The following is a 19,368-nucleotide window of genomic DNA, read 5'->3' on the forward strand; positions in this document are numbered from 1 at the left end:
ATTTTAAATCACCCTAACCTTCCTTCAGTCTTGTCTTATGGTACTCTGGCTGCTTAAAAACTGTCCGAACTATTGATCTAAAATCTAAAATTTAAAATCGATTGACTGATGACTAATAACTTTCCGACAATTCTAGCTCTTGATTTTGACGGTGTGATTTGTGACGGACTAATCGAATATTTCCAAACAGCTTGGCGTACATACTGTCAAATTTGGAAACCAGTCGAAACAGTGCCCGGTCCAGATTTAGCTTTGAGTTTTTACCGAGTGCGGCCGGCCATCGAAACCGGTTGGGAAATGCCGCTGCTGATCCGCGCGCTGCTGACAGGAATTACGGAAGAGCAAATTTTGCGGGAATGGCCAAATATTGTACCGCATTTATTGACCGAAAATAATTTAAAAGCCCAGTTTGTCGGCGCTATGTTAGACGGATTGCGCGATAATTGGATTGCTGAGGATTTAGCTGGGTGGCTGTCTTTGCACCGCTTTTATCCAGGGGTAGCTGAACGCTTGCACTTTTTGCAGGAGAGGGGAGTGAAAGTGGCGATCGTCACCACGAAGGAAGGCCGTTTTGTGCGGGAACTTTTGCAGTTAGCAGGCGTACAAATGCCGTCTGAGTTGATTTTTGGCAAGGAATACAACAAGCCGAAACACCAAATCTTGCGGGAATTTTTGGCAGCGTCTGGCAAAGATTCGACTATTTGGTTTGTGGAAGACCGGTTAAAAACTTTGCTGTCGGTGAAGCAGCAGCCGGATTTATCTCAGGTGAGGTTGTTTTTGGCTGATTGGGGTTACAATACTTTGGCAGAACGGGAATCTGTGGCTCAAAATCCGCCCGTTCAATTGCTTTCTCTGTCGCAGTTTGCCGGAGATTTTGCCGATTGGCTCCCCGACGGATGTTGATGTTAGATTTGTTGGCAGGTGGTTTTTTTTCGATTGCCAGAGTCAAAAAAAATCCACAATTTTTTACATTTTGGGGTTGACTGTTGCGGCGCTGGCATGGTATTTTTATATAATGGGATGGTTGCGAAAATAATATTTTTAGACGTACTCCCACTATAAAATAAACATAACAGGAATTCCCCAAAAAAGCAAGGATATCGAGAAAAAAAATCGATTTTTTTTTGATACAGTCTGGGAAGCTCTCTTGAGCTGAGAAATCCGATTTTTTTACAGTTTCTACGGGTTATAATCTGTGTAATTTCATCCGTCAAACCCAGTTTATGCTAAAAAAAGCAAGCTGAAAAACCCAAAATTTGAAAAGTGTTTTGATAATCTCTCAGATTCAGGGCTGACGCATCGGGTGAGAAACCCGGTTTCTACGAGTTTTGGGTCCAGGAACGAGAAATATACTCAGAAACCGGGTTTATGATTCGCAAGTGCGATCGCGAAATCAACTTGAAAGCTTTCTAATATTGAGACTTAAAACGAATGCTCGATTTAACTAAAGCAGCTAAGGCAATGCAGGGGATGAGCCAACATTTGAATGTGGAAGCTCAGGCGGCTCGCCAACGTTTGCAAGTGGCTCAAAATTTGCTGATCGAGGCAGCAGCGGGACAAGAAAAATTGGTAGAATTGCAAGAGAGTTGGCGCGATCGCACTTTATTCAATGCTGCCACGCCGATCGAGCCATTGTCCGATCGCACCTACATCACAGCACCCCCCGTCGCCCACACAGTCTTCGCCACAGACGGATCGCAAATTTCGCCCAACCATCACGAAATAGCCTACTGCTACCTGCTAAACGTCGGCACTGTCATGCTGCACTACGGCCAAAGCCGGCACCCAGTTTTAGACAGCGTGCCCGAGGTTTTCTACAAACCCGAAGACTTGTATGCTTCGCGGCAGTGGGGAATTAGAACCGAAGAATGGATGGGATATAGGCGCGCCGTTTCCGAAGCAATTGCTTTGGCAGAAATGGGCGAGAATTGGGCAAAAGTTAACGACAATAAATTGCCCGCGCCAGCTTTAGCAATGGTAGACGGTTCCCTGATTTATTGGTTTTTGGAACCGTTACCCAGCGAAGCGCGCGATCGAATTTTGCAGCCAATTTTAGAAGCTTGGGACAAGTTGCGTTTAGCAGGAATTCCCCTGTTAGGATACTTAAGCGCTTCTCGCAGCAGCGAAAGCTTATCTTTTTTACGGTTTGAAGCTTGCACCCACGAAGTACCAGACTGCATGACAAATTGCCCGAACGTCGGATTTGCCGCCACAATTTCTTTCGCCGAAAAAGCACCTTGTCAAGAATTTGAACCTTTGCGGGATGCCATCTTGTGGGCAACAATCCTGTCGCCGGGACAAAGAAGCCCTTTATGGAAATCGCAAGCTCGAATCTTAGATTTGTACGGCCTCAATTCAGTTTATTTCTGTTACGTTCACGTCGGCACAGAAATTGCTAGAATAGAAGTGCCGGAATGGGTAGCACAAGATAAAGCAGAGCTAGATTTAGCATTAGGAATGATGCTAGCTCAAGTACACAAAGGCGGCGGCTATCCGGTGACGCTAGCAGAAGCTCACAATCAAGCGGTAGTCACCGGGGGCGATCGAACTCGCTTTTTCGCTTTGTTAGAGCAGCAAATGATTAAAGCCGGCTTAAAAAATGTCGGAATTTCTTACAAGGAAACACGGAAGCGCGGCAGTATTGCTTGAACTTACAATCAAAGGACTTGCGGTATTAAACCCGGTTTCTGCCAAAGCTGTTTCGTTTGACAATTAGATATATCAGGAGTTACGCAAACACTCTATCTGTAGGGTGCGCACTGCGCACCTTACCACTACCAATAGTGGAGTAGACCATTTTGTGCATAATTCCTATATATACGAAGAAACCGGGTTTTTAGTTTCCGGTGCGCCAGTCCTGAATAAAAGTTAAAAATGTTATATGCCAATAGAACTAATTATCTTAATTGCTTCCTTACTTGTGTCTTTCCTGGTATTTAATTGGGCTTTTAAAGTGTTGAAAGCCAGCATCGGGACAGCGATTTATTTAGCAGCAATTGTGCTGGCGATGCAGTTATTGTTTGGCATCGGGCCAAATCAGCTTTTCCAACACATAACTCACCTGCCCGAAACCCTGGGGAAAATGATTTCAGGCAAGTGAATCCCATAAAAACACTCGGCGGTTGAAACCGCTACTACACAAACAAAGTCTGCCTCCGCAGACTAAGAAATAAGGAAGAATTTTCCTTCTTCCTTGCTTCTTCCTGATATCCATTACATCCGTTATCAATTCCGGCTGCGCCGGAATGATGAGGACACGGCAATGCCGTTTCCCTACCGTCATGAATTGTAGGGACACGGCAGTGCCGTGTCCTGATTTCGGGTAATATTAATTCCGATGCAACCGGAATTGATATTACACAATCTGTTGCCGAATTTCCTTCTTCCTTCAGATATTAACTTCCTAGCATTTGCAACTTGTACAAACTGGCATACAACCCTTCTAGCTGCAACAATTCTTCGTGGCTGCCAGACTCTACTAATTGCCCGCGTTTGAGCACTAAAATACGATCGACATTTCGGATAGTGGAGAGCCTGTGGGCAATAATTATAGCCGTTCTGTCCGCCATTAAACGCTCCAGAGCTTCTTGGATTAAAGCTTCGGTCCCCACATCCAAACTAGCAGTTGCCTCGTCTAGAACTAAAATACTGGGATTGCGAATGGCGGCGCGAGCAAACGCTAATAATTGCTTTTGTCCCCCCGAAAGATTGGTTCCCCGTTCCCGCAATTGCGTGTCGTAACCTTGAGGCAACTGTTCGATTAAACGCGCAACATTGGTCTTTTCTGCTGCTGCTTGAATTTCGGCGATCGAGTAATTTTCGCCCAGGCTAATATTGCTCTTCACATCGCCCGCAAATAGAAAGCCATCTTGAATAATCACACCTACGTGTCGGCGCAATTCTGCTTGAGGCAAATCGCGAATATCGACATGATTAACCAAAATCCGTCCTCGGGTGGGCTCGTAAAGGCGACACAGGAGACGGATGATCGAACTTTTGCCCGCACCGGTGGGGCCGACTAATGCTACTTTTTCGCCGGATTTGATAGTAAAATTGAGATTTTGCAGGACGTATTCGTTTTCTTTGTAGGCAAACCACACATTGTCAAATTGGATTTCTCCCGATTCAGATTCACCTGAATAATCTTGCTTTCTTCCTGCTTCCCTTTGGCTTCTTCCTGCTTCCTGCTTCCGTCTTCCTTCTTCCTGTTCTTCCCTAGTTGGATCTTTAATTTCGATCGGTTCGTTGAGAATATCGCTAATCCGTTCGACGGCGGTAAATCCTGCTTGAATCGCGGTAAATTTCTCCGCAAATTGCCGCAGCGGATCGAAGAGACGCTGAGCAAATAAAATAAATGCCGAGAGAGTACCGAAGTTGAGATTACCTGCTAAAACCCTTTGGCCGCCCATCCACAAAACTGCTGCAATCGCCACTAAAGCAATCCATTCTAATGTCGCAGATACTGCTGAGTCGTAAAAAATAGTTTTATCAACTGCTTTAATGTAGCGTTTATTGGTAACGCGAAACAATTCTGAGTTGAATCTTTCGCGGCGGAATAGCTGCACTACGCCAATACCCGTCAGGTTTTCTTGCAGTTGGGCGTTGAGATCGGAAAGTTCTTCTCTGGTAGTATAATTTGCTATGCGATATTGGTACTGAAAATAAACTATGACTGCGGTAATTGGTATCATCATCAGCACCAACATTAAAGCTAGTTGCCACTGCATGGTAAACATGAAAATGGCAATTACTAAAATTGAAAATAAATCGCTGACAATGCCGATCGCCCCTGAAGAAAAAACCTCTCCCAAAGCTTCTACATCGCTGGTGAGGCGAGTCATCAATTTACCGACAGGAGTGCGGTCAAAAAATCTCACTGCTAGCGATGTGACGTGGGCGAACAAATCATTTCTAATATCAGTAGTAATTATTTGCCCTACTTTCGTGACTAAATAGCCTTGAACTGATTGCAGTGCCAATCTAAGTGTTATAGTTAGCATGAGCAAAATAGCCAAAAAATTCAATGCAGCAGATAGAGGCAATCCCCGCAAAAATTGGTATGTAGGTTCCGATCGAATTACCGAAATTGCCTGTCCGATGAGAATGGGTTGAATTGCTCCTGAGACTGCTAGCGGTACTAATAGTGCGATCGAAATAATCAGCAAGCGTTTGCTGCGGGTTGCGTAAGATGCCAACCTCATGAATAACCGCCAGTCTGTTTCGCGGCGGGGTTGGTTTTTGGTGTCTGCTACTGGTGAGGAAATAGTCATTGATGGCAAAAACTGTACAATATATCTAAGTAATAATTGTAACAAATAAAATGAATATTTGGCACTACTATCAGTAACAGGCAAGATGCCTGTTTCACAAAGAGTGTTTTCTTGTAACAGCAGGTTGGGTTGAGGAACGAAACCCAACCAAAATGTTTGTAGGCAGACAAAAATGGTATTATAATCTACTGGTAGAAGTTATATTTATCATGCAAGAGATAGAGACAGCCCGATTGTATCTGAGACAATTTACGCCAGACGACTTAGATGAGCTGTACCGCATCTACAGCGATTCAGAAGTGATGAAGTATTTGAGCGAAGGCGTCCGAAATAGAGAAGAAACAGCAGCAGATTTATTTCAGATAATCGCAGATTGGGAAAAACACGCTTTCGGTTTGTGGGCTGTTGTCAATAAAGAAAATAACCAATTGATCGGCGACGGGGGGCTTCGCTTCTTACGCGAAACACCTGAAGTAGAAGTCGGTTACGTGTTAGCAAAAGCGTATTGGGGGAAAGGTTTAGCATCAGAAGTTGCAGCGGCTAGCCTCAAGTATGGATTTGAAGTATTGAAACTAGAAAAAATTGGCTCTGTTGCACATACCGAAAACAGACCCTCGCGGCGGGTAATGGAAAAAGTGGGGATGAGATACCAGCATAACCTCGACCATTCGGATCGAGTATATTATTCAATCTCGCGAAAAATCTACCAGTCAAAAGTAGTTGAGTTGAGTTGAGTTCAGAAAGAAAATCCAACCACTATTTTTGTAGCAATACTTATCAAAACTGGTATCATAATATAGTGGGATAAATTATATCAATCATGCAGGAAATAGAGACAGCCCGATTGTATCTGAGACAATTTACGCCAGACGACTTAGATGAGCTGTACCGCATCTACAGCGATCCGGAAATAATGAAATACCTCACAGGAGTTAAAACTAGAGAAGAAACAGAAATCGCCATTCATACCATGCTCCAACGTTGGGAACAAAACAACTTCGGAATGTGGGCTTTAATACATAAAATAGACCGTAAATTGATCGGTCGCTGCGGACTTGCTTTTCTGGACAAAACACCGGAAGTTGAGCTTGGCTATGCGATAGACAAAGTTTACTGGAATCAAGGATTGGCGACTGAAGCATCTTTTGCTAGTCTAAACTATGGATTTAAAATATTAAAGTTAGAGAGAATAGTTGCGATCGCCCGACCAGAAAATATCGCCTCCCAGCGGGTGGTACAGAAAGTTGGCATGAAATATGAAAAAAATGCTCGTTATTACGAAACTGATGTACTGTATTACTCTATCTCGCGAGAAACCTACGAGTCAAAAGTAGTTTTGTAGGGTGTGCATTGCACCTCATATCAAATCCGGTAGCATCGGAATTAATGTTACCCACAGTCAGGACACGGCAGTGCCGTGTCCTCTATACCATTCCGGTGTAACCGGAATAGATATCACTGCATTTAAATTACTCACATCGCAAATTCGCATTATTGTCGGCTGACAACTACGAAGTCCTTTGCAACTGCTTGTTAACTTTTTGAATTTTTTTAGCAAAATACTCTTGTCGGTGTCCCAATCTTTTAGCCACGTCCAACCCTTTTTGATAGGATTCCAAAGCTTTATCGTAAGCCTTCATCTCCTGATAAACTTGACCGATATTGTCGTAAGCGTTCATCAATCCGTAGAAATTGTAAGCCCGCTCTTCTAACAGCAACTGCATTTGATAAATCCGCAAAGTCGGCTCCCACTGCTTTTGCGCTCGGTAAAGCAATGCTAATTTATCCAAAGCTTCGCTAGCCTGAGCATACTGTTGAATGGGGACGGCTAAATTGTATGCTTCCTGATAGTATTGAGCTGCTAAATTGATTTGACCTATGGTTTGGTAATCGCTGGCGATCGCAATTTTGAGCGGTGGTATGGCGCTGGGATTTTGCAGGTTGACATACACCGATGCTAGTTTTTCCCTGGCTGCGATCGCCTTTAGGGGTTGTTTCGACTGCTGGTAAACGTAAGCCAACTGTCTGAGAGTATCTACCTCAGTTGGAGGAGTTACAGGCTGCGGCGGCGCGCCGTTTCCCGCAACTACAGCAGAATTTTGCACAGCAGAATTAGCAGCAAATAAAGCGCGGTTTTCCTGAATTAAAGTTGCCAATTCCTCATACACCGGAGCCGCTTTATCGTAACTCAACCAATTGACGTGAATTAGCGCGATCGCCTTTAAAATCTGACCTTGAGCCAATATATCTTCGTTTTGGCGCGCATTTTCGAGAATTTCTTGGTAAACTTCTACAGTCGGGCCTTTAGCGCGCACCTGCTGAAAAGCCGCAGCCAAGACGGGGAGCAATTCAGTATTAACTGGTACTTGGGATTTGACTTGTTTTTGAATTGCTTGCAGCCGTTTGGTAATAAGCTGTAGTTCGAGGGTTTTACTGCTACTCCAAGCAACACTTCCCACCCGACTCAAAGCAGCAATTTCCGCCGCCGGGCCCAGATACCTCCGCAGCCGCAATTCTCGGAACCAAATTTCAAAAGCACCCGGGCCGTCTCCAGCTTGCAGTTTAGCCGCTGCTTCTAAGTTTAACTCTTCCAAAGCCGCTGTCAGTTCGTCCCGCTGAGTGGTGCTCAAAGATTCATTAGCGGGAGCTAGGGGATCGGGTGTGGTAATTTCTAGAGGATTAGGAGAAAATTGATCCAAGCCTGCTGGATTAGTTTGGGCGCTAGCAATAGAACCAGCACACAGCCACAAGAAAAGCAAGCACCCAATTGGCACAGAATTTCTCATTTTCAAAATTTGGTTGCCGCGATTCGGCATCCCTTCTGGAAACATCAAGTTTTGCATATCATACAAAACGGTATAAATTATGTCACAAAGATGGCACAAAAGCAAACAATTCAACAAGAGCAACAAAATAAATGTCACCGCACTGAGCAATTATTGGGATTTAAAGACGCTGGGCGATCCTCTTCGAGGGCTTCGCCAACGTATTTTACGCTTATTCAGTCTAGCCCTAATTCTCTTAACTGTTTGCACAGCTTGCGCCCCGCCTCCCGCCGTTGCTAGAGACCGCTCTTTTCCTGAAATATCCCTGGACTTTTTGGGCGAGTACCAATTGCCAAAAATCACTTTTGAAGGAACACCAGTCGGCGGCTTGTCAGGAATTACCTACGACCCCAAAGGTATTAGCGCAGTCACTTCCAAAGCTTATCGCTTTTACGCTCTTTCCGACGACCCCAGCGAAAACGGAGAAGCCAGATTTTACAGTCTCCGACTCGACCTCACATCAAGTGACCCAGCAAATATTCGCCTGAAAAAAGTTACCGTTGAAGGCGTTACCTCCCTCAAAAAAGCAGACGGTGAAACCTTCTCTTGGGGTTCCATCAATCCCGAAGGCATAGCCCTTTCTCCCCGCAACTCAGTATTTGTCGCCAGCGAAGGCGTTACTCATGTTGGCATCCCTCCTTTTCTCGGAGAATTCGACCTCAAAACTGGGAAATTGCGGGGAAATTTGCCGATTCCAAAGCGCTATATTCCCGATACCAGCGATGAAAAACAGCAGCAAGGAGTGGTGGAAAATTTAGGTTTTGAATCTTTAACCATCGACCCAGAAACTTTTAGTCCGGGCGGTCTCGATCCCTTTCGTTTGTTCGCAGCTACGGAAGCGCCGTTAATGCAAGATTTAGACCCAGAACAGGCAAGCAAAATCCGTCTTTTACATTATATCATCGTCGATAAAACGCCGCAATTAGTCTCGGAAAATCTTTACACGCTAGACCAAGTTCCCATGACTATTTTGAACGGTTTAACCGAATTAGTAACAATCGGCGGCGGTCAGATTCTGAGTTTAGAACGTTCTTTTGGGCTGTCGGGATACAGCGCTAGAATTTATCAAGTAGCGGTTGGGGCGGCTACGGATACTTCGAGAATCAAGAGTTTCAAAGGGCGAATGGCGGTCGAACCTGTTAAGAAAAAGTTGCTGCTAGACTTAAGCGAACTCGGAATTCCGCTGTACAATTTAGAGGGGATGACCCTCGGCCCGCGCTTGCCAGATGGCAGCCAGAGTGTAGTTTTGGTCAGCGACGACAATTTTGATGAAGCGCAAAAAACTCAGTTTATCTTGTTGAGTTTAAAAAGCAAAAATTAGTATTAAGATGTCTTATTTGTTAGTCCGCCTTTGCGGACTTTGTTTGTGTAGTAGGGTTTCAACCGCCGAGTTCTACGAAGTAATTAACTACCGCCAGTCATGCCAACACGCAACAGCTTGCACTTAGCAGAAATCGAACTTTCCTACCTAGAATGGAAGCCACAAATAGGGCTAAAAAAAGTTCCGCGTTTGCTGCTGCTACACGGTTTAGCAGATAGTGCGTGTGTCTGGACTAGCTTGGGCAATTACTTGTCCAACGGCTATCATATTGTAGCGCCAGATATGCGCGGTCACGGAGAGAGCAGCAAACCGAAAATAGGCTATACTTTTGAAAGTGCGATCGCAGATTTAGAAGCTTTGATGGCACATCTCAACTGGCCAGACGCCCACATTTTAGGACATTCTTGGACGGGCAAACTAGCAGCGATTTGGGCCAGGCAAAATCCCGATCGCTTTTGCAGTATGATTTTAGTAGACCCCATCTTCATCACCAAACTGCCCGCCGCGATGAAACTCACCCTGCCAATTGTTTACCGAAAATTAGACTGTCTCAAATGTGTGGGCCCGTTTGCGACTTTATCCCAAGCAGAAGCAGCAGCAAAACAATCGGGAGAATACGCAGATTGGAGTGACGTGCAGCAAATGGTATTCCAACACCAAATAGAACAAAAATCCGATGGAACTTGGGGAAGTAAATTTGGGATTGCAGCCAGAAATCAGATATTTGCAGAAGTGATGAAAGTTGCCGGTTTAACTGAAAATATTGATATCCAGACTTTGTTTGTACAGCCGGAAAAAGGCGTAAATCGCATGGCTTGGCAAATGCAGCCGTACAAGAGATACTTGAAAAATCTTACCGTTGCAAAAGTACCGGGGAATCACTGGTCTTTTTTGACTGAACCGGAAACTTTTAATCAAACTGTGGCAGATTTTTTAGAGGGCACAAGACAGTGAATTTAGAAATTATCGCACATCGGGGATTTTCGGCGATCGCCCCTGAGAATACTTTAGCAGCTTTTGAACTGGCGATCGCCCGCGGAGCTCATTCGATCGAATTTGACATCCAGCTATCCGCCGACAGCGTACCAGTGATTTTTCACGACGCAACATTAGATAGAATCACTGGAGTTTCTGGCAAAGTTAGGGAAACAACCCTGTCTGAATTGCAGACACTTAATGCGGGAAAATGGTTTAGCGATGAATTTTCACAAGAAAAAATTCCTACCTTAAAAGAATCATTAGCTATCCTCAAAAATGTTGACAAATTTCTTTACTTTGATGTCAAGCCGCACTGCGAATGGTCTGATGCAGATGTCGCGGATTTTGTCAATACTTTGAAGGGTGAAGAAATTCAACACAAATGCGTTATTACTTCCTTTAACGATGGATTTCTCGAACAAGTGCGGCGGCTATCTGCCGATTTGGCGATCGGACACATCGTTGCTAATCTAGAAGCGTACAAAACTCAATTAGCTCGAGCTGTGGCGCATCGAGATAATTTGATTAGCAGCCAGTACCGCGTGTTGCTGGAAAACCCCGCACTAATTCAAGAAAGCCGGAGTCAGGGAGTTGACGTTGTGGCGTGGACGGTGGACGATCGAGCAGATATGCAAAAGTTAATTGATTTGGGTATAACGCGGATAGTGACTAATTGTTTGATATGATTTGTTTAACTTGATATCTTGCACCATTATCGAGAACGGGCAAGATGCCCGTTCCACAAAACTCAATTAATAGATGAATTACTTTCGCAAAATCATCCACGAAATGTCCGGCTATGTGCCGGGGGAACAGCCTCCACTAGGCACAAAAATTATTAAACTAAATTCTAATGAAAATCCCTATCCGCCTTCTCCCAAAGCCTTAAAAGTGCTTCAGGAAATAGACGGAGAAATGCTGCGGCGCTATCCAGATCCAACGGGCAAAAGTTTCCGCATGGCTGCTAGTAAAGTTTTGGGAGTTGCTGACGATTGGATTGCGGTAGGTAACGGCAGCGATGACTTATTAAACTTGATAGTTCGCGCTGTGGGCGAATCTGGGAAACAGATTGTTTGTCCCGCGCCAACCTATGTATTGTACCGCACTTTGGCAGAAATTCAAGATGCAGAATTTGTTGAAGTTCCTTATCCCGACGACTACAAGTTACCAGTAGATTTGCTAATAGCAGCCCAGGGTGCAGTGACATTTGTAGCTTCGCCAAACAGTCCATCGGGAACAGCCATATCTGTTGCAGATTTGGAGAGACTGGCTAAAGAGTTATCCGGGATTCTGGTCATCGATGAAGCTTATGTAGATTTCGCTGAAGAAAATGCTTTGGAGTTGACAAAAAAGTACAGTAATGTTATAGTTTTGAGGACGCTTTCAAAAGGTTATTCCCTGGCAGGATTGAGGTTGGGTTTTGCCATAGCAAATCCGGCGCTGCTGGCAGAATTAAATAAAGTCAAAGACAGCTACAATGTGGATGCTTTAGCTTATGCAGTGGCGGCGGCGGCGATCGCCGATCGAGACCACAAAACAGCCAACGCCGAAAAGATTAAGGCTTCCAGGGCAAAACTAGCTGTTAGCTTCCAGGAATTAGGCTTTGAAGTTTGGCCCTCGCAAGCCAACTTTTTGTTAGTTAGGCCACCAAACGGCGATGCAGAAAGGATCTATCAAACACTGAAAGTACGGGGAATATTGATTCGATACTTCAATCAGCCGCGATTAGAAGACAAATTGCGGATTAGTGTAGGTACGGAGGAACAAAATCACATTTTAGTTAAAACTTTGAAAGAAATTCTCTAAATAACGATCGCACTAAAATTAGTTTGTAATGAGGAATGCAAGTCCTAAAATTTTTATGAGGACTTGCATTCCTCACTACAAACAGCTTGATTACTGATAATTATTAGGATTATCCGTCGCCAACCCTGCCGACTGAGCAATATCCAGCAATCTGTTGTCCGCAGAAACAAAAATTAGTTGAGTTTCGGGCATTGATGTTAACACAGATTGAACGCGCAAAGCAGCCGCCAATTGCACAGCATCATAAGCCCGCAGTGGATATTGAACAATCAGTTCACCCGCCCTTTCCACCAGTGCCAGATCAACTTCGATAACTCTATACCGACTATTGAATTCAGAGCGAAACTTTGCAATAAGTGCAGCAACTTCCGCAGCAGTTATACCGCCTTCACGTTGTCTGCGTGCAAAAGCACTAAGAACTTCCACCCAGGTGATGCGGACTACAAGCAGCGAGTTACCAGTCTGGGAATCCGTGAGCGTTTTTATCCAAGGGCTGCCAATTTCAACCACATATCTTTTGATGAGGGCGCTGCTATCCAAAAAATAAATGTTTACCACGGGCCGCGATCCTCGATAATCATTTCTGAGAGAGGCTTGCCCGGTTTTGCCCCTAACCTTTGAGCCAATTCATACACATCTTCATCAGTGACAGCCTCGACGTTATGGGGAACGTTAGGTAGTGGAGTCACCAATCCTCGGTCAACTAAAAACTTGATTGCCAATTCTGCCTGCTTTTTTGGATCATCTGACCAGAGTTGAATCTGCACAGTTTCCCCATCTTTGAAAGACACAGAACTCAAGGGACGAAAAACCCCGTTTTCGTAGATAGCAGTAATAGTTTCTGGCATAATTAGCCTCTTAATTAAATGCTTTGACTTATTGTACTTATTTTAATTACTTCGTTGCCACCACAGCCAAATTCCAAGCCAAGCGCTTCATCAAGGGCAACTTCTTCAAAAACCCATCCAACCCTTCTAACCGAGAGTATTCCGGTTTCAATCTCTCTTGTTCAATGATAATCTTTTTCCAATAACGCTCCTCATTCGGATGCACTTTTTCGATTAAATAAAAGCGTAAAAAAATCCACAGCGCCGTCAGCCAAAACGTATCATAAGCTGTCTCCGAAAACAAAGAGTTGACAAATTTCACAATATTAATATCCAAAGGAGTTTCATCCTCCGTCCGCACCTCAGTCGCCATCCTGCGGTAAACATTAATCACCGGATTGTGCTTCATCGGGTCCCAAAAACAAGCTTTTCCCCCAGGCTTCAGCACGCGGTGCATTTCGCGAATAGCCTTGGATGGTTCCGGCAAATGGTGCAGCAAATTAGAAGCGTAAACAATATCAAAACTGTTGTCCGGGAACTCCATCGCCATTGCATTCACTGTGCAGCCGTCTATTTTGACGCCGTTTTTCTCGGCCAATTTCAGAGCAACTTCTACCATGCCCTGAGAATAGTCAGCGGCCATACAAAGCGCGCCTTTTTTAGCAAAATAAACGCTATTTTCTCCCGCGCCGCAGCCTAAATCTAACAAGCGTTTGCCCGTAATATCGCCCATTTGCTTGAGGATAAATCTATTTTCTGGGGCGGTACAAGCTTCAAAGTAATCATTGACCCGAATGCCGTCAACATCAATTGTGGATGCCCAAGCATCGTGGAATTGTCGCTCTTTTTTTAAAGTTTCGTCTTGCATTTTTTCTGGGGGGGGGTGACAAATATAGCTAGGAACCATGCCTGAGTAACGTTGCAGCTCTGAGTCCATGTCGATAAGAGTGACACTTATTACGAGTTAACTTGCGTTTACTCTTCTACAGGTTCAGCATATAATATTTCGAGATAGTTTATCCACTTGGTAACTGTTACCAAGATAAGGGGATTGCTCTTCGCGGACATATTAGACTGACCGCAAACAGATTAATACATCCCCATTGACGCAGGATAGATCGCGCTACAGATACCTTCTGTCGGGGTTGGCAGTAGGTTGTCAACCAATAGGTAACTAGGGGGAACCACAAACAGGTTAGGGTGAGTTGAGGTAAGTCCAGAAATCTTATTCCGCTTGTGGCGACGACTTTCGGGGGTAATGGGGTAGGGAAATTCGCGTCGCCGCAGTCGCTCTAATCTTACTTGTTTTTCTGATGCGTAGAGGTTAAGCACAATTTCTCAAACTAAAAATTGAGAGCGGGTTTGTTGTCTTTGGAAGTGAGTCTGATAGAATTTAGGTAACATATATTTTTATAGGTCGAGTGTAACTTTCATTACTCCTATATTTTTTTAACACAAGTCGGTCAAATATGAGCCATGTCTGGGTTTCCGGCGGGGTTGTCACCCCGCCAGCGCCACTCTATTAAAACATATTTGCAGCACTTGGATCGGGCGCGATCGTTGAACCCCTTGTTGCTCTTTCCAGTTGTTGATTGGAGTTGGATTAGCTATGTACGGACTGGTTGCCGTGATTCGCTAATCAACAAATCACATGACCTGAGTTACTGACTGTTTTATTTTTCCGTTCTGTAAAACCTACTCATAACTACCAAGAGTAGCTGTAGGGTGCTTTTCGGTACACCTTACCAGAGCTTTAGAGTGCGCCGAAAACCACCTCACGAGTAGCTGTACGGTACAGGGCCCGCGCACCTCACGAGTAGCTGTAGTTTATCCTTTATAGAAATATATTGCCAAATTGAGCGAGACAAAAAGTGATATAATACCAGCTAATTAATTGCAGGAGATCGATCGCACATCAAATGGATTACAAAACAGCCCGCAGTTTTCTGATCGACCAAGGAACCGCCCTCGAAACCAAGAAAAATCCCGACGCCTTCCTGATGCGTCTCAAACAAGGTCAGCCGCCCGTACCCGGACAGGTGACATCAATTTTATTAGCTTTAAAAATATTGTTTGAAGGCCTGCAAGAATCTCCAATGCTCGATCGGCAATTAATCTCGGCACTGCATTTACTCTCAGTAGAAGGTTTGCTGCAATTTGAAGCAGGACTCCGCAAAGGAGTTGCTTGGCCGCCGCTGCTGAAAGAAGACTTAAATCGAATTGCCATCGCCGTCAAGAATATCTTTTCCGGCGTCTGGCAATAGTTTAGCTCAGTCAACTCCCGATGTTTAACAAGAGAAATTGTCAAACTCTACTCGCGAAAGCTTTCCAGCGATGCCAAAAGAGCCGGCAGTCCCGCCAGCGTCGCCGACACCAAAGCCTCATCTTGATAAACTCGCGATCGAACAGTGCGGCTACTTTGAGACGCAGAGGTGATAGAGCCTCGCAGTTCCGAGTTGCCGGTTTCAACCCGCCCTAAATTTTTTGTTCTTCGCGTCAGCCCAAACATAGCAGTATCCTCCGTTTATCCTTAGATATGCGCCCGCCAAATTTCTCAGGGCTTGACTCAATACTTCTATTATCACTCATATCCGTAAAAGAGATGAAACCATGAAATAATTATTCACGATAGGCAGGGATCAAGTAAAACTGCATAACAAGTCTTATTAATTGGTTACTGGCCCCTCCTGTTTAAGCCGATCGCCCACAGCGACTCAGACACCAGACAGCAAAATCACCGATTTCACAGGAGGAACTCGTATCAATGATGCTAACTCTTAGTGCAACAACAGTTCTAGCTCAAATCAGACCGACTGTGCAAAGCTTGCCCGACGGAGACTACCGCTACCGAGACTCGTTTGCGATCGATCGACCTTTCAGAGAAATCCAATTTCGCAAACAAGACAGATACATCACCGGCAGCGATTCCGACAAACGCACGGGAAAAAGTTACTGCTTCCGGGGAATCCCCCAGCACAACAACATTATTAACATCACGGTAGCGATCGAAATTTCCCCAAAAAAAGCACAGCAAACCGAGTGGAAATTGGCACCGGGAAGCCCAATTAATTTCGACAAGCTTTATCCGCTGCAAGCTGGGCCGGGATTAGAATTGTACAAATGTCTGACAGCATTTTTGCCAAAATTGAAGGATTAGTTATTCATTACTTGTTAGTGGTTATTTCTTAATCGCTTTGGCTTGTTAATAACCAATAACATTCGTCAACAGTCAACAGTCAACAGTCAACAGCGAACATTTAGCTCCCTAAGAACCAGCATTTTCCAATTCTTGCCGCAGCATTTCCCGGTAGACTTCCGGCAAACTAGAACTCATAGAATTGTTCTCAATTCCATATCCCAAACTCGTCCAAGTTCCCGAAAGCATCCGCAATACCTCAGTTAATCTTTCCTGCCGCAGCATCTGTGAAATATCAGCTTTCCAAAACTTGCGATCGCTCAACCAAGCATAAACCACAGCATCCTGATCTTCCGGTTGAAAACTGTAATCTTCCCAGAATAAAAAATTAGCAGGACGGGCCCGATAGCGCTTAGCTTTCTCCTTCCAAGTCGTAGTCAGAAATTGATACCTGCCCGCAGCCGTAGTACACTTGCCCCGATTCGGGCCATTAACAATCTTCACGCACCAGTCAGGATGGCGGCTCAAATCTAATATGTATTTGCCACCGTAAACAACGTGATAAGGCCGAGAAACATTCGACTCGCTAGCAGAAATAGTTCGCATCAGCGCCCGAATGTAAGGATCGCCCGTTTTCATCGCCAGCGGCGGCGATTTGCTAACCTCACTCGCCGACTGTGACAACTGCTGATTTCCCCGCAAATTGGCAGCCAAAAAAACAGCGCCGCCAATCACAGCGCCGATTAAAAGTAGAAATCCGAGGATTTGAATTTCCGATCGCCTCAGCAAACCCCTTTTTCGACGGCCCAATTTCTCAGCTTCTAGCCAAGTCATTTCCATTTCCGCAATTTCGGCTAATTTTCGAGCCGCCCGCATCCGGCGCACCCGAAAATCGTATTGATATAGCGGCGCCGCTAACAGCGTTAAACTCGATAAAACCCCCGCCAATTTGATGAGCCAGAAATCGAATTCACCGGCGATCGCAACATTTGTTAGAGTAGATATTCCTGTTAGCAACTGAGCCGGATCGATCGATCGCGCTGGCCAATAAAAAATTGCAAGTTGCACCAACAGGGACAGATTAAAGGTAAAAAAAAGCACTACAACAGCATTCAAGCCTTCTCGCAAGTGCGATCGAATACCAGTATGCCGGCGCTTGAACTTGCGCGCAACGCGAAAGCGGCCCGGCAGCATAATTAGTAAGGGATTTAAGATTTTGACGGCTAAAAAGTGACAAACAAAAAACAAAGGCAACTGAATCAGCCAAGCCGCCAGCAGTAGAGTCAGAAAGCCGAAATCGTTACTGACAAAAGGAATGCCCCTGCGAAGGACAAAACTAAAACTCTGAGCGAGAGCAAATGCCCTTAACCACGAAATCGGATAGGGGAACCAAGCTGGCCACTTGAGAGTTTTCATGCTGAGAGAGGGAAATTTCGACGGCGAATTGTAAAACTATTAAGATTTTGCCAGATTTGGCGATCGGAAAATTGTTGTAGCGTGCGTCAGCCCAAATCTTTGACCCAAATCAAATTTTTTTTTGTCTGACGCACCGAACCCAAGCCAGCCTAATTCAATCAAATCACACTGGCAAACAACTCCTCAAAACTCTTTTGCGGAGCCTCCGACTTAGCCACAATTTCCACAACCTTGTTGCGAGAAGTCGGCTGAAACAGCGCCTCCACGCACACTTGGGCTACCTTAGTGCGGGGAATGCTACCGTCTGATAGTTTGTCCGCAGCAGCCATGACGATCGCATCTGAAGTATCCTCATTTTTGAGACCGCCCGGACGGACGATCGTATAAGTCAAGCCGCTTTTTTGCAAATACTCCTCGGCTTGCTTTTTCCAAACCAGAATCAGCCAGAACAAATTCAGCGGGTGAAAAAAGTTAGAGACGCACAGAGAAGTCACGAGCACAAAATGCTCAATTCCCTTAGCCTTAGCTGCATCCACCAAATTTTTAGTACCTTCAAAATCCACCTTGTAAGGCGCTGTCGGGTCAAAACCAGGGGCTGCCCCTGTCGCGCACAGCAACACCGTACTATCGCCGATGGCATCGCCCAGAGAAGTCGCATTTAATACATCCCCAGTCACTAGCTCAGCCTCCGGTGGTAAAATCTGCCTAGCTGTCTCTAGATTCCGCACTAAAGCGCGCACGGGAATGCCTCGCTTGACTAATTCTGCGACGATTCGGCGGCCAGTCTGGCCAGTGGCTCCTGCTACAAATGCTTTCATAAGTCGAGTTATGCTGAACGAGGGTAAGTTTTGTTGCTATCTGCAACTATCCATTTCTCAATTGTAGGGAGGAAACTTCCTTGGCACATCCCCAACCGGATCGATTGGCGTGTATAACAGGAGAGCATACGATGAAACAGGATTCCGCTGAATATCAAACTGTTGAAGCTTCTGACGAAAATTACTACCCAGATGCGAGTTTTGGGCCTCCCGAGAGTAGAGGTGCGGATGCAGCAGAGGAACTTGAGCCGATTTGGTTTCACACGCATTTTGAAGACAGCATGGAGATGTACGCGGATGCTGAGACGGTGGCGCAGCATTTGAATGACCACAAGAGTTGGTTTTGCCATTGCGCTTCGCCGATGAAGGCCGAGCCGATCGGCGAAAACGGCTACGATCTATTAATCGGGCGTTTTGGGGCTTTCGGCTACCGCGTTGAAGCGAGAATTGGTTTAGAGTTGCTGCCGCCTGACGCTGAAGGCTGCTATTTGATTAAGACTATTCCGGTTCCGAATTATACCTCGCCCGGGTATGAGGTGGATTTTCGATCGGCGATGAAGCTAGTTGAGATACCGTCTCAGGAGTTTGCCGCCGATTGGCCTGCGTCGGAACGTGCTAAGCTGCCGCCTGCGATTACCAGTGCGACGTGGAAGCTGGATTTGGCTGTGGGAGTTTGCTTTCCCAAGTTTATTCGATCGATGTCTCAGCCTTTGATAGAAAAAACCGGCGATGCGCTTTTGGAAAAAATTATCAAACAAGTTAACCGCCGCTTGACTTATAAAACTCAGCTTGTTTTTCACGAAAGTTTGGGCATTCCTTTTCCGAAAAATCCTAAGAAACATTAACAAGACTTGCGTTCTAACTCACATTTGTAGGGTGCGCCTCGGCGCACCTTACTCATAAGTGCGATCGTAATAACTCATACCATTTTAGATTTTAGACTTCGGCGTGAGCGCTCAGTCGAACGATTT

The 19,368-nt window shown here is 45.2% G+C and carries 21 protein-coding genes; 12 read left to right on the forward strand and 9 right to left on the reverse strand.

What is annotated here, in order from left to right; all coding sequences use genetic code 11:
* Positions 1-108 precede the first annotated feature (108 nt).
* The 3 genes from QUA02_RS14745 to QUA02_RS14755 all read left to right on the forward strand — a co-directional run bounded on the left by QUA02_RS14745 (position 109) and on the right by QUA02_RS14755 (position 3,100).
* On the forward strand, positions 109-903 hold the full coding sequence (locus QUA02_RS14745; RefSeq protein WP_333028828.1) for an HAD family hydrolase: 795 nt from the start codon (positions 109-111) through the stop codon (positions 901-903).
* 528 nt (positions 904-1,431) lie between these two features.
* Positions 1,432-2,649 carry a DNA double-strand break repair nuclease NurA gene (locus QUA02_RS14750; RefSeq protein WP_333028830.1) on the forward strand — a complete coding sequence of 406 codons (1,218 nt, stop codon included), beginning with the start codon at positions 1,432-1,434 and terminating at the stop codon, positions 2,647-2,649.
* A 232-nt stretch (positions 2,650-2,881) separates the two neighbouring features.
* Positions 2,882-3,100: a hypothetical protein gene (locus tag QUA02_RS14755; RefSeq protein WP_333028832.1), complete on the forward strand. Its 219-nt coding sequence runs from the start codon at positions 2,882-2,884 to the stop codon at positions 3,098-3,100.
* Between the two features lie 295 nt (positions 3,101-3,395).
* On the opposite strand, the gene QUA02_RS14760 is transcribed toward QUA02_RS14755, so the two are convergent.
* Entirely contained in the window at positions 3,396-5,270 is a 1,875-nt protein-coding gene (locus QUA02_RS14760; protein ID WP_333028834.1) for an ABC transporter ATP-binding protein, read from the reverse strand.
* A gap of 152 nt (positions 5,271-5,422) precedes the next feature.
* Here QUA02_RS14760 and QUA02_RS14765 point away from each other — a divergent pair, with 152 nt between their 5' ends.
* The gene (locus tag QUA02_RS14765; RefSeq protein ID WP_333028836.1) at positions 5,423-6,004 is read left to right on the forward strand and encodes a GNAT family N-acetyltransferase; all 582 of its coding nucleotides are present in this window, start codon (positions 5,423-5,425) and stop codon (positions 6,002-6,004) included.
* A gap of 86 nt (positions 6,005-6,090) precedes the next feature.
* Positions 6,091-6,612 carry a GNAT family N-acetyltransferase gene (locus tag QUA02_RS14770; RefSeq protein ID WP_333028837.1) on the forward strand — a complete coding sequence of 174 codons (522 nt, stop codon included), beginning with the start codon at positions 6,091-6,093 and terminating at the stop codon, positions 6,610-6,612.
* A 166-nt stretch (positions 6,613-6,778) separates the two neighbouring features.
* On the opposite strand, the gene QUA02_RS14775 is transcribed toward QUA02_RS14770, so the two are convergent.
* Positions 6,779-8,113: a tetratricopeptide repeat protein gene (locus QUA02_RS14775; RefSeq protein ID WP_333028838.1), complete on the reverse strand. Its 1,335-nt coding sequence runs from the start codon at positions 8,111-8,113 to the stop codon at positions 6,779-6,781.
* A gap of 22 nt (positions 8,114-8,135) precedes the next feature.
* Here QUA02_RS14775 and QUA02_RS14780 point away from each other — a divergent pair, with 22 nt between their 5' ends.
* From QUA02_RS14780 to hisC, 4 genes are all read left to right on the forward strand, one after another.
* A complete protein-coding gene (locus tag QUA02_RS14780) occupies positions 8,136-9,416 on the forward strand; it encodes an esterase-like activity of phytase family protein (RefSeq protein ID WP_333028839.1) in 1,281 nt (426 codons plus the stop codon).
* 99 nt (positions 9,417-9,515) lie between these two features.
* Positions 9,516-10,370 (forward strand): alpha/beta fold hydrolase, encoded by an 855-nt coding sequence (locus QUA02_RS14785; protein ID WP_333028840.1) that lies wholly within the window; start codon positions 9,516-9,518, stop codon positions 10,368-10,370.
* On the forward strand, positions 10,367-11,080 hold the full coding sequence (locus tag QUA02_RS14790; RefSeq protein WP_333028841.1) for a glycerophosphodiester phosphodiesterase: 714 nt from the start codon (positions 10,367-10,369) through the stop codon (positions 11,078-11,080). Before QUA02_RS14785 ends, QUA02_RS14790 begins: the two co-directional genes overlap by 4 nt.
* Before the next feature lie 73 nt (positions 11,081-11,153).
* On the forward strand, positions 11,154-12,200 hold the full coding sequence (hisC, locus tag QUA02_RS14795) for a histidinol-phosphate transaminase (RefSeq protein ID WP_333028843.1): 1,047 nt from the start codon (positions 11,154-11,156) through the stop codon (positions 12,198-12,200).
* A gap of 90 nt (positions 12,201-12,290) precedes the next feature.
* Here the strand turns inward: hisC and QUA02_RS14800 are convergent, their stop codons facing one another.
* From QUA02_RS14800 to QUA02_RS14815, 4 genes are all read right to left on the reverse strand, one after another.
* Complete coding sequence (locus tag QUA02_RS14800; protein ID WP_333028845.1) at positions 12,291-12,758, reverse strand: type II toxin-antitoxin system VapC family toxin; 468 nt, start codon at positions 12,756-12,758, stop codon at positions 12,291-12,293.
* On the reverse strand, positions 12,752-13,048 hold the full coding sequence (locus QUA02_RS14805; RefSeq protein ID WP_333028847.1) for an antitoxin family protein: 297 nt from the start codon (positions 13,046-13,048) through the stop codon (positions 12,752-12,754). Before QUA02_RS14805 ends, QUA02_RS14800 begins: the two co-directional genes overlap by 7 nt.
* A gap of 46 nt (positions 13,049-13,094) precedes the next feature.
* Positions 13,095-13,895 carry a class I SAM-dependent methyltransferase gene (locus tag QUA02_RS14810; RefSeq protein ID WP_333028849.1) on the reverse strand — a complete coding sequence of 267 codons (801 nt, stop codon included), beginning with the start codon at positions 13,893-13,895 and terminating at the stop codon, positions 13,095-13,097.
* Between the two features lie 221 nt (positions 13,896-14,116).
* The gene (locus QUA02_RS14815; RefSeq protein WP_333028850.1) at positions 14,117-14,359 is read right to left on the reverse strand and encodes a hypothetical protein; all 243 of its coding nucleotides are present in this window, start codon (positions 14,357-14,359) and stop codon (positions 14,117-14,119) included.
* A 587-nt stretch (positions 14,360-14,946) separates the two neighbouring features.
* On the opposite strand from QUA02_RS14815, the gene QUA02_RS14820 reads away from it, so the two are divergent.
* Positions 14,947-15,291 carry a Dethiobiotin synthetase gene (locus QUA02_RS14820; protein ID WP_332979451.1) on the forward strand — a complete coding sequence of 115 codons (345 nt, stop codon included), beginning with the start codon at positions 14,947-14,949 and terminating at the stop codon, positions 15,289-15,291.
* A gap of 47 nt (positions 15,292-15,338) precedes the next feature.
* Here QUA02_RS14820 and QUA02_RS14825 read toward each other — a convergent pair whose 3' ends face one another.
* Positions 15,339-15,536, reverse strand: coding sequence for a hypothetical protein (locus QUA02_RS14825; RefSeq protein ID WP_333028853.1), 198 nt, complete (start codon positions 15,534-15,536; stop codon positions 15,339-15,341).
* Positions 15,537-15,791: 255 nt separating this feature from the next.
* Between QUA02_RS14825 and QUA02_RS14830 the strand changes: the two genes are divergently transcribed.
* On the forward strand, positions 15,792-16,184 hold the full coding sequence (locus QUA02_RS14830; protein ID WP_333028854.1) for a hypothetical protein: 393 nt from the start codon (positions 15,792-15,794) through the stop codon (positions 16,182-16,184).
* A 108-nt stretch (positions 16,185-16,292) separates the two neighbouring features.
* Here the strand turns inward: QUA02_RS14830 and QUA02_RS14835 are convergent, their stop codons facing one another.
* A complete protein-coding gene (locus QUA02_RS14835) occupies positions 16,293-17,579 on the reverse strand; it encodes a glycoside hydrolase family 24 protein (protein WP_333028856.1) in 1,287 nt (428 codons plus the stop codon).
* A 158-nt stretch (positions 17,580-17,737) separates the two neighbouring features.
* Positions 17,738-18,397 carry an NAD(P)H-binding protein gene (locus QUA02_RS14840; protein WP_333028857.1) on the reverse strand — a complete coding sequence of 220 codons (660 nt, stop codon included), beginning with the start codon at positions 18,395-18,397 and terminating at the stop codon, positions 17,738-17,740.
* A 131-nt stretch (positions 18,398-18,528) separates the two neighbouring features.
* On the opposite strand from QUA02_RS14840, the gene QUA02_RS14845 reads away from it, so the two are divergent.
* Positions 18,529-19,242 (forward strand): DUF1997 domain-containing protein, encoded by a 714-nt coding sequence (locus QUA02_RS14845; protein ID WP_333028859.1) that lies wholly within the window; start codon positions 18,529-18,531, stop codon positions 19,240-19,242.
* The last annotated feature ends 126 nt before the right edge of the window (positions 19,243-19,368 follow it).

The organism is Microcoleus pseudofavosus SVA1_A4, assembly GCF_036700565.1.
Lineage (GTDB): Bacteria > Cyanobacteriota > Cyanobacteriia > Cyanobacteriales > Microcoleaceae > Microcoleus.

Bases quoted from the DNA above. Each gene is read 5' to 3' on its own strand.
- QUA02_RS14770 (WP_333028837.1), top strand. From the start codon at position 6,091: ATGCAGGAAATAGAGACAGCCCGATTGTATCTGAGACAATTTACGCCA.
- hisC (WP_333028843.1), top strand. From the start codon at position 11,154: ATGAATTACTTTCGCAAAATCATCCACGAAATGTCCGGCTATGTGCCG.
- QUA02_RS14775 (WP_333028838.1), bottom strand. From the start codon at position 8,113: ATGCAAAACTTGATGTTTCCAGAAGGGATGCCGAATCGCGGCAACCAA.
- QUA02_RS14780 (WP_333028839.1), top strand. From the start codon at position 8,136: ATGTCACAAAGATGGCACAAAAGCAAACAATTCAACAAGAGCAACAAA.
- QUA02_RS14820 (WP_332979451.1), top strand. From the start codon at position 14,947: ATGGATTACAAAACAGCCCGCAGTTTTCTGATCGACCAAGGAACCGCC.
- QUA02_RS14745 (WP_333028828.1), top strand. From the start codon at position 109: ATGACTAATAACTTTCCGACAATTCTAGCTCTTGATTTTGACGGTGTG.
- QUA02_RS14840 (WP_333028857.1), bottom strand. From the start codon at position 18,397: ATGAAAGCATTTGTAGCAGGAGCCACTGGCCAGACTGGCCGCCGAATC.
- QUA02_RS14830 (WP_333028854.1), top strand. From the start codon at position 15,792: ATGATGCTAACTCTTAGTGCAACAACAGTTCTAGCTCAAATCAGACCG.
- QUA02_RS14825 (WP_333028853.1), bottom strand. From the start codon at position 15,536: ATGTTTGGGCTGACGCGAAGAACAAAAAATTTAGGGCGGGTTGAAACC.
- QUA02_RS14835 (WP_333028856.1), bottom strand. From the start codon at position 17,579: ATGAAAACTCTCAAGTGGCCAGCTTGGTTCCCCTATCCGATTTCGTGG.
- QUA02_RS14755 (WP_333028832.1), top strand. From the start codon at position 2,882: ATGCCAATAGAACTAATTATCTTAATTGCTTCCTTACTTGTGTCTTTC.
- QUA02_RS14805 (WP_333028847.1), bottom strand. From the start codon at position 13,048: ATGCCAGAAACTATTACTGCTATCTACGAAAACGGGGTTTTTCGTCCC.
- QUA02_RS14760 (WP_333028834.1), bottom strand. From the start codon at position 5,270: ATGACTATTTCCTCACCAGTAGCAGACACCAAAAACCAACCCCGCCGC.
- QUA02_RS14785 (WP_333028840.1), top strand. From the start codon at position 9,516: ATGCCAACACGCAACAGCTTGCACTTAGCAGAAATCGAACTTTCCTAC.
- QUA02_RS14750 (WP_333028830.1), top strand. From the start codon at position 1,432: ATGCTCGATTTAACTAAAGCAGCTAAGGCAATGCAGGGGATGAGCCAA.
- QUA02_RS14765 (WP_333028836.1), top strand. From the start codon at position 5,423: ATGTTTGTAGGCAGACAAAAATGGTATTATAATCTACTGGTAGAAGTT.
- QUA02_RS14845 (WP_333028859.1), top strand. From the start codon at position 18,529: ATGAAACAGGATTCCGCTGAATATCAAACTGTTGAAGCTTCTGACGAA.
- QUA02_RS14810 (WP_333028849.1), bottom strand. From the start codon at position 13,895: ATGCAAGACGAAACTTTAAAAAAAGAGCGACAATTCCACGATGCTTGG.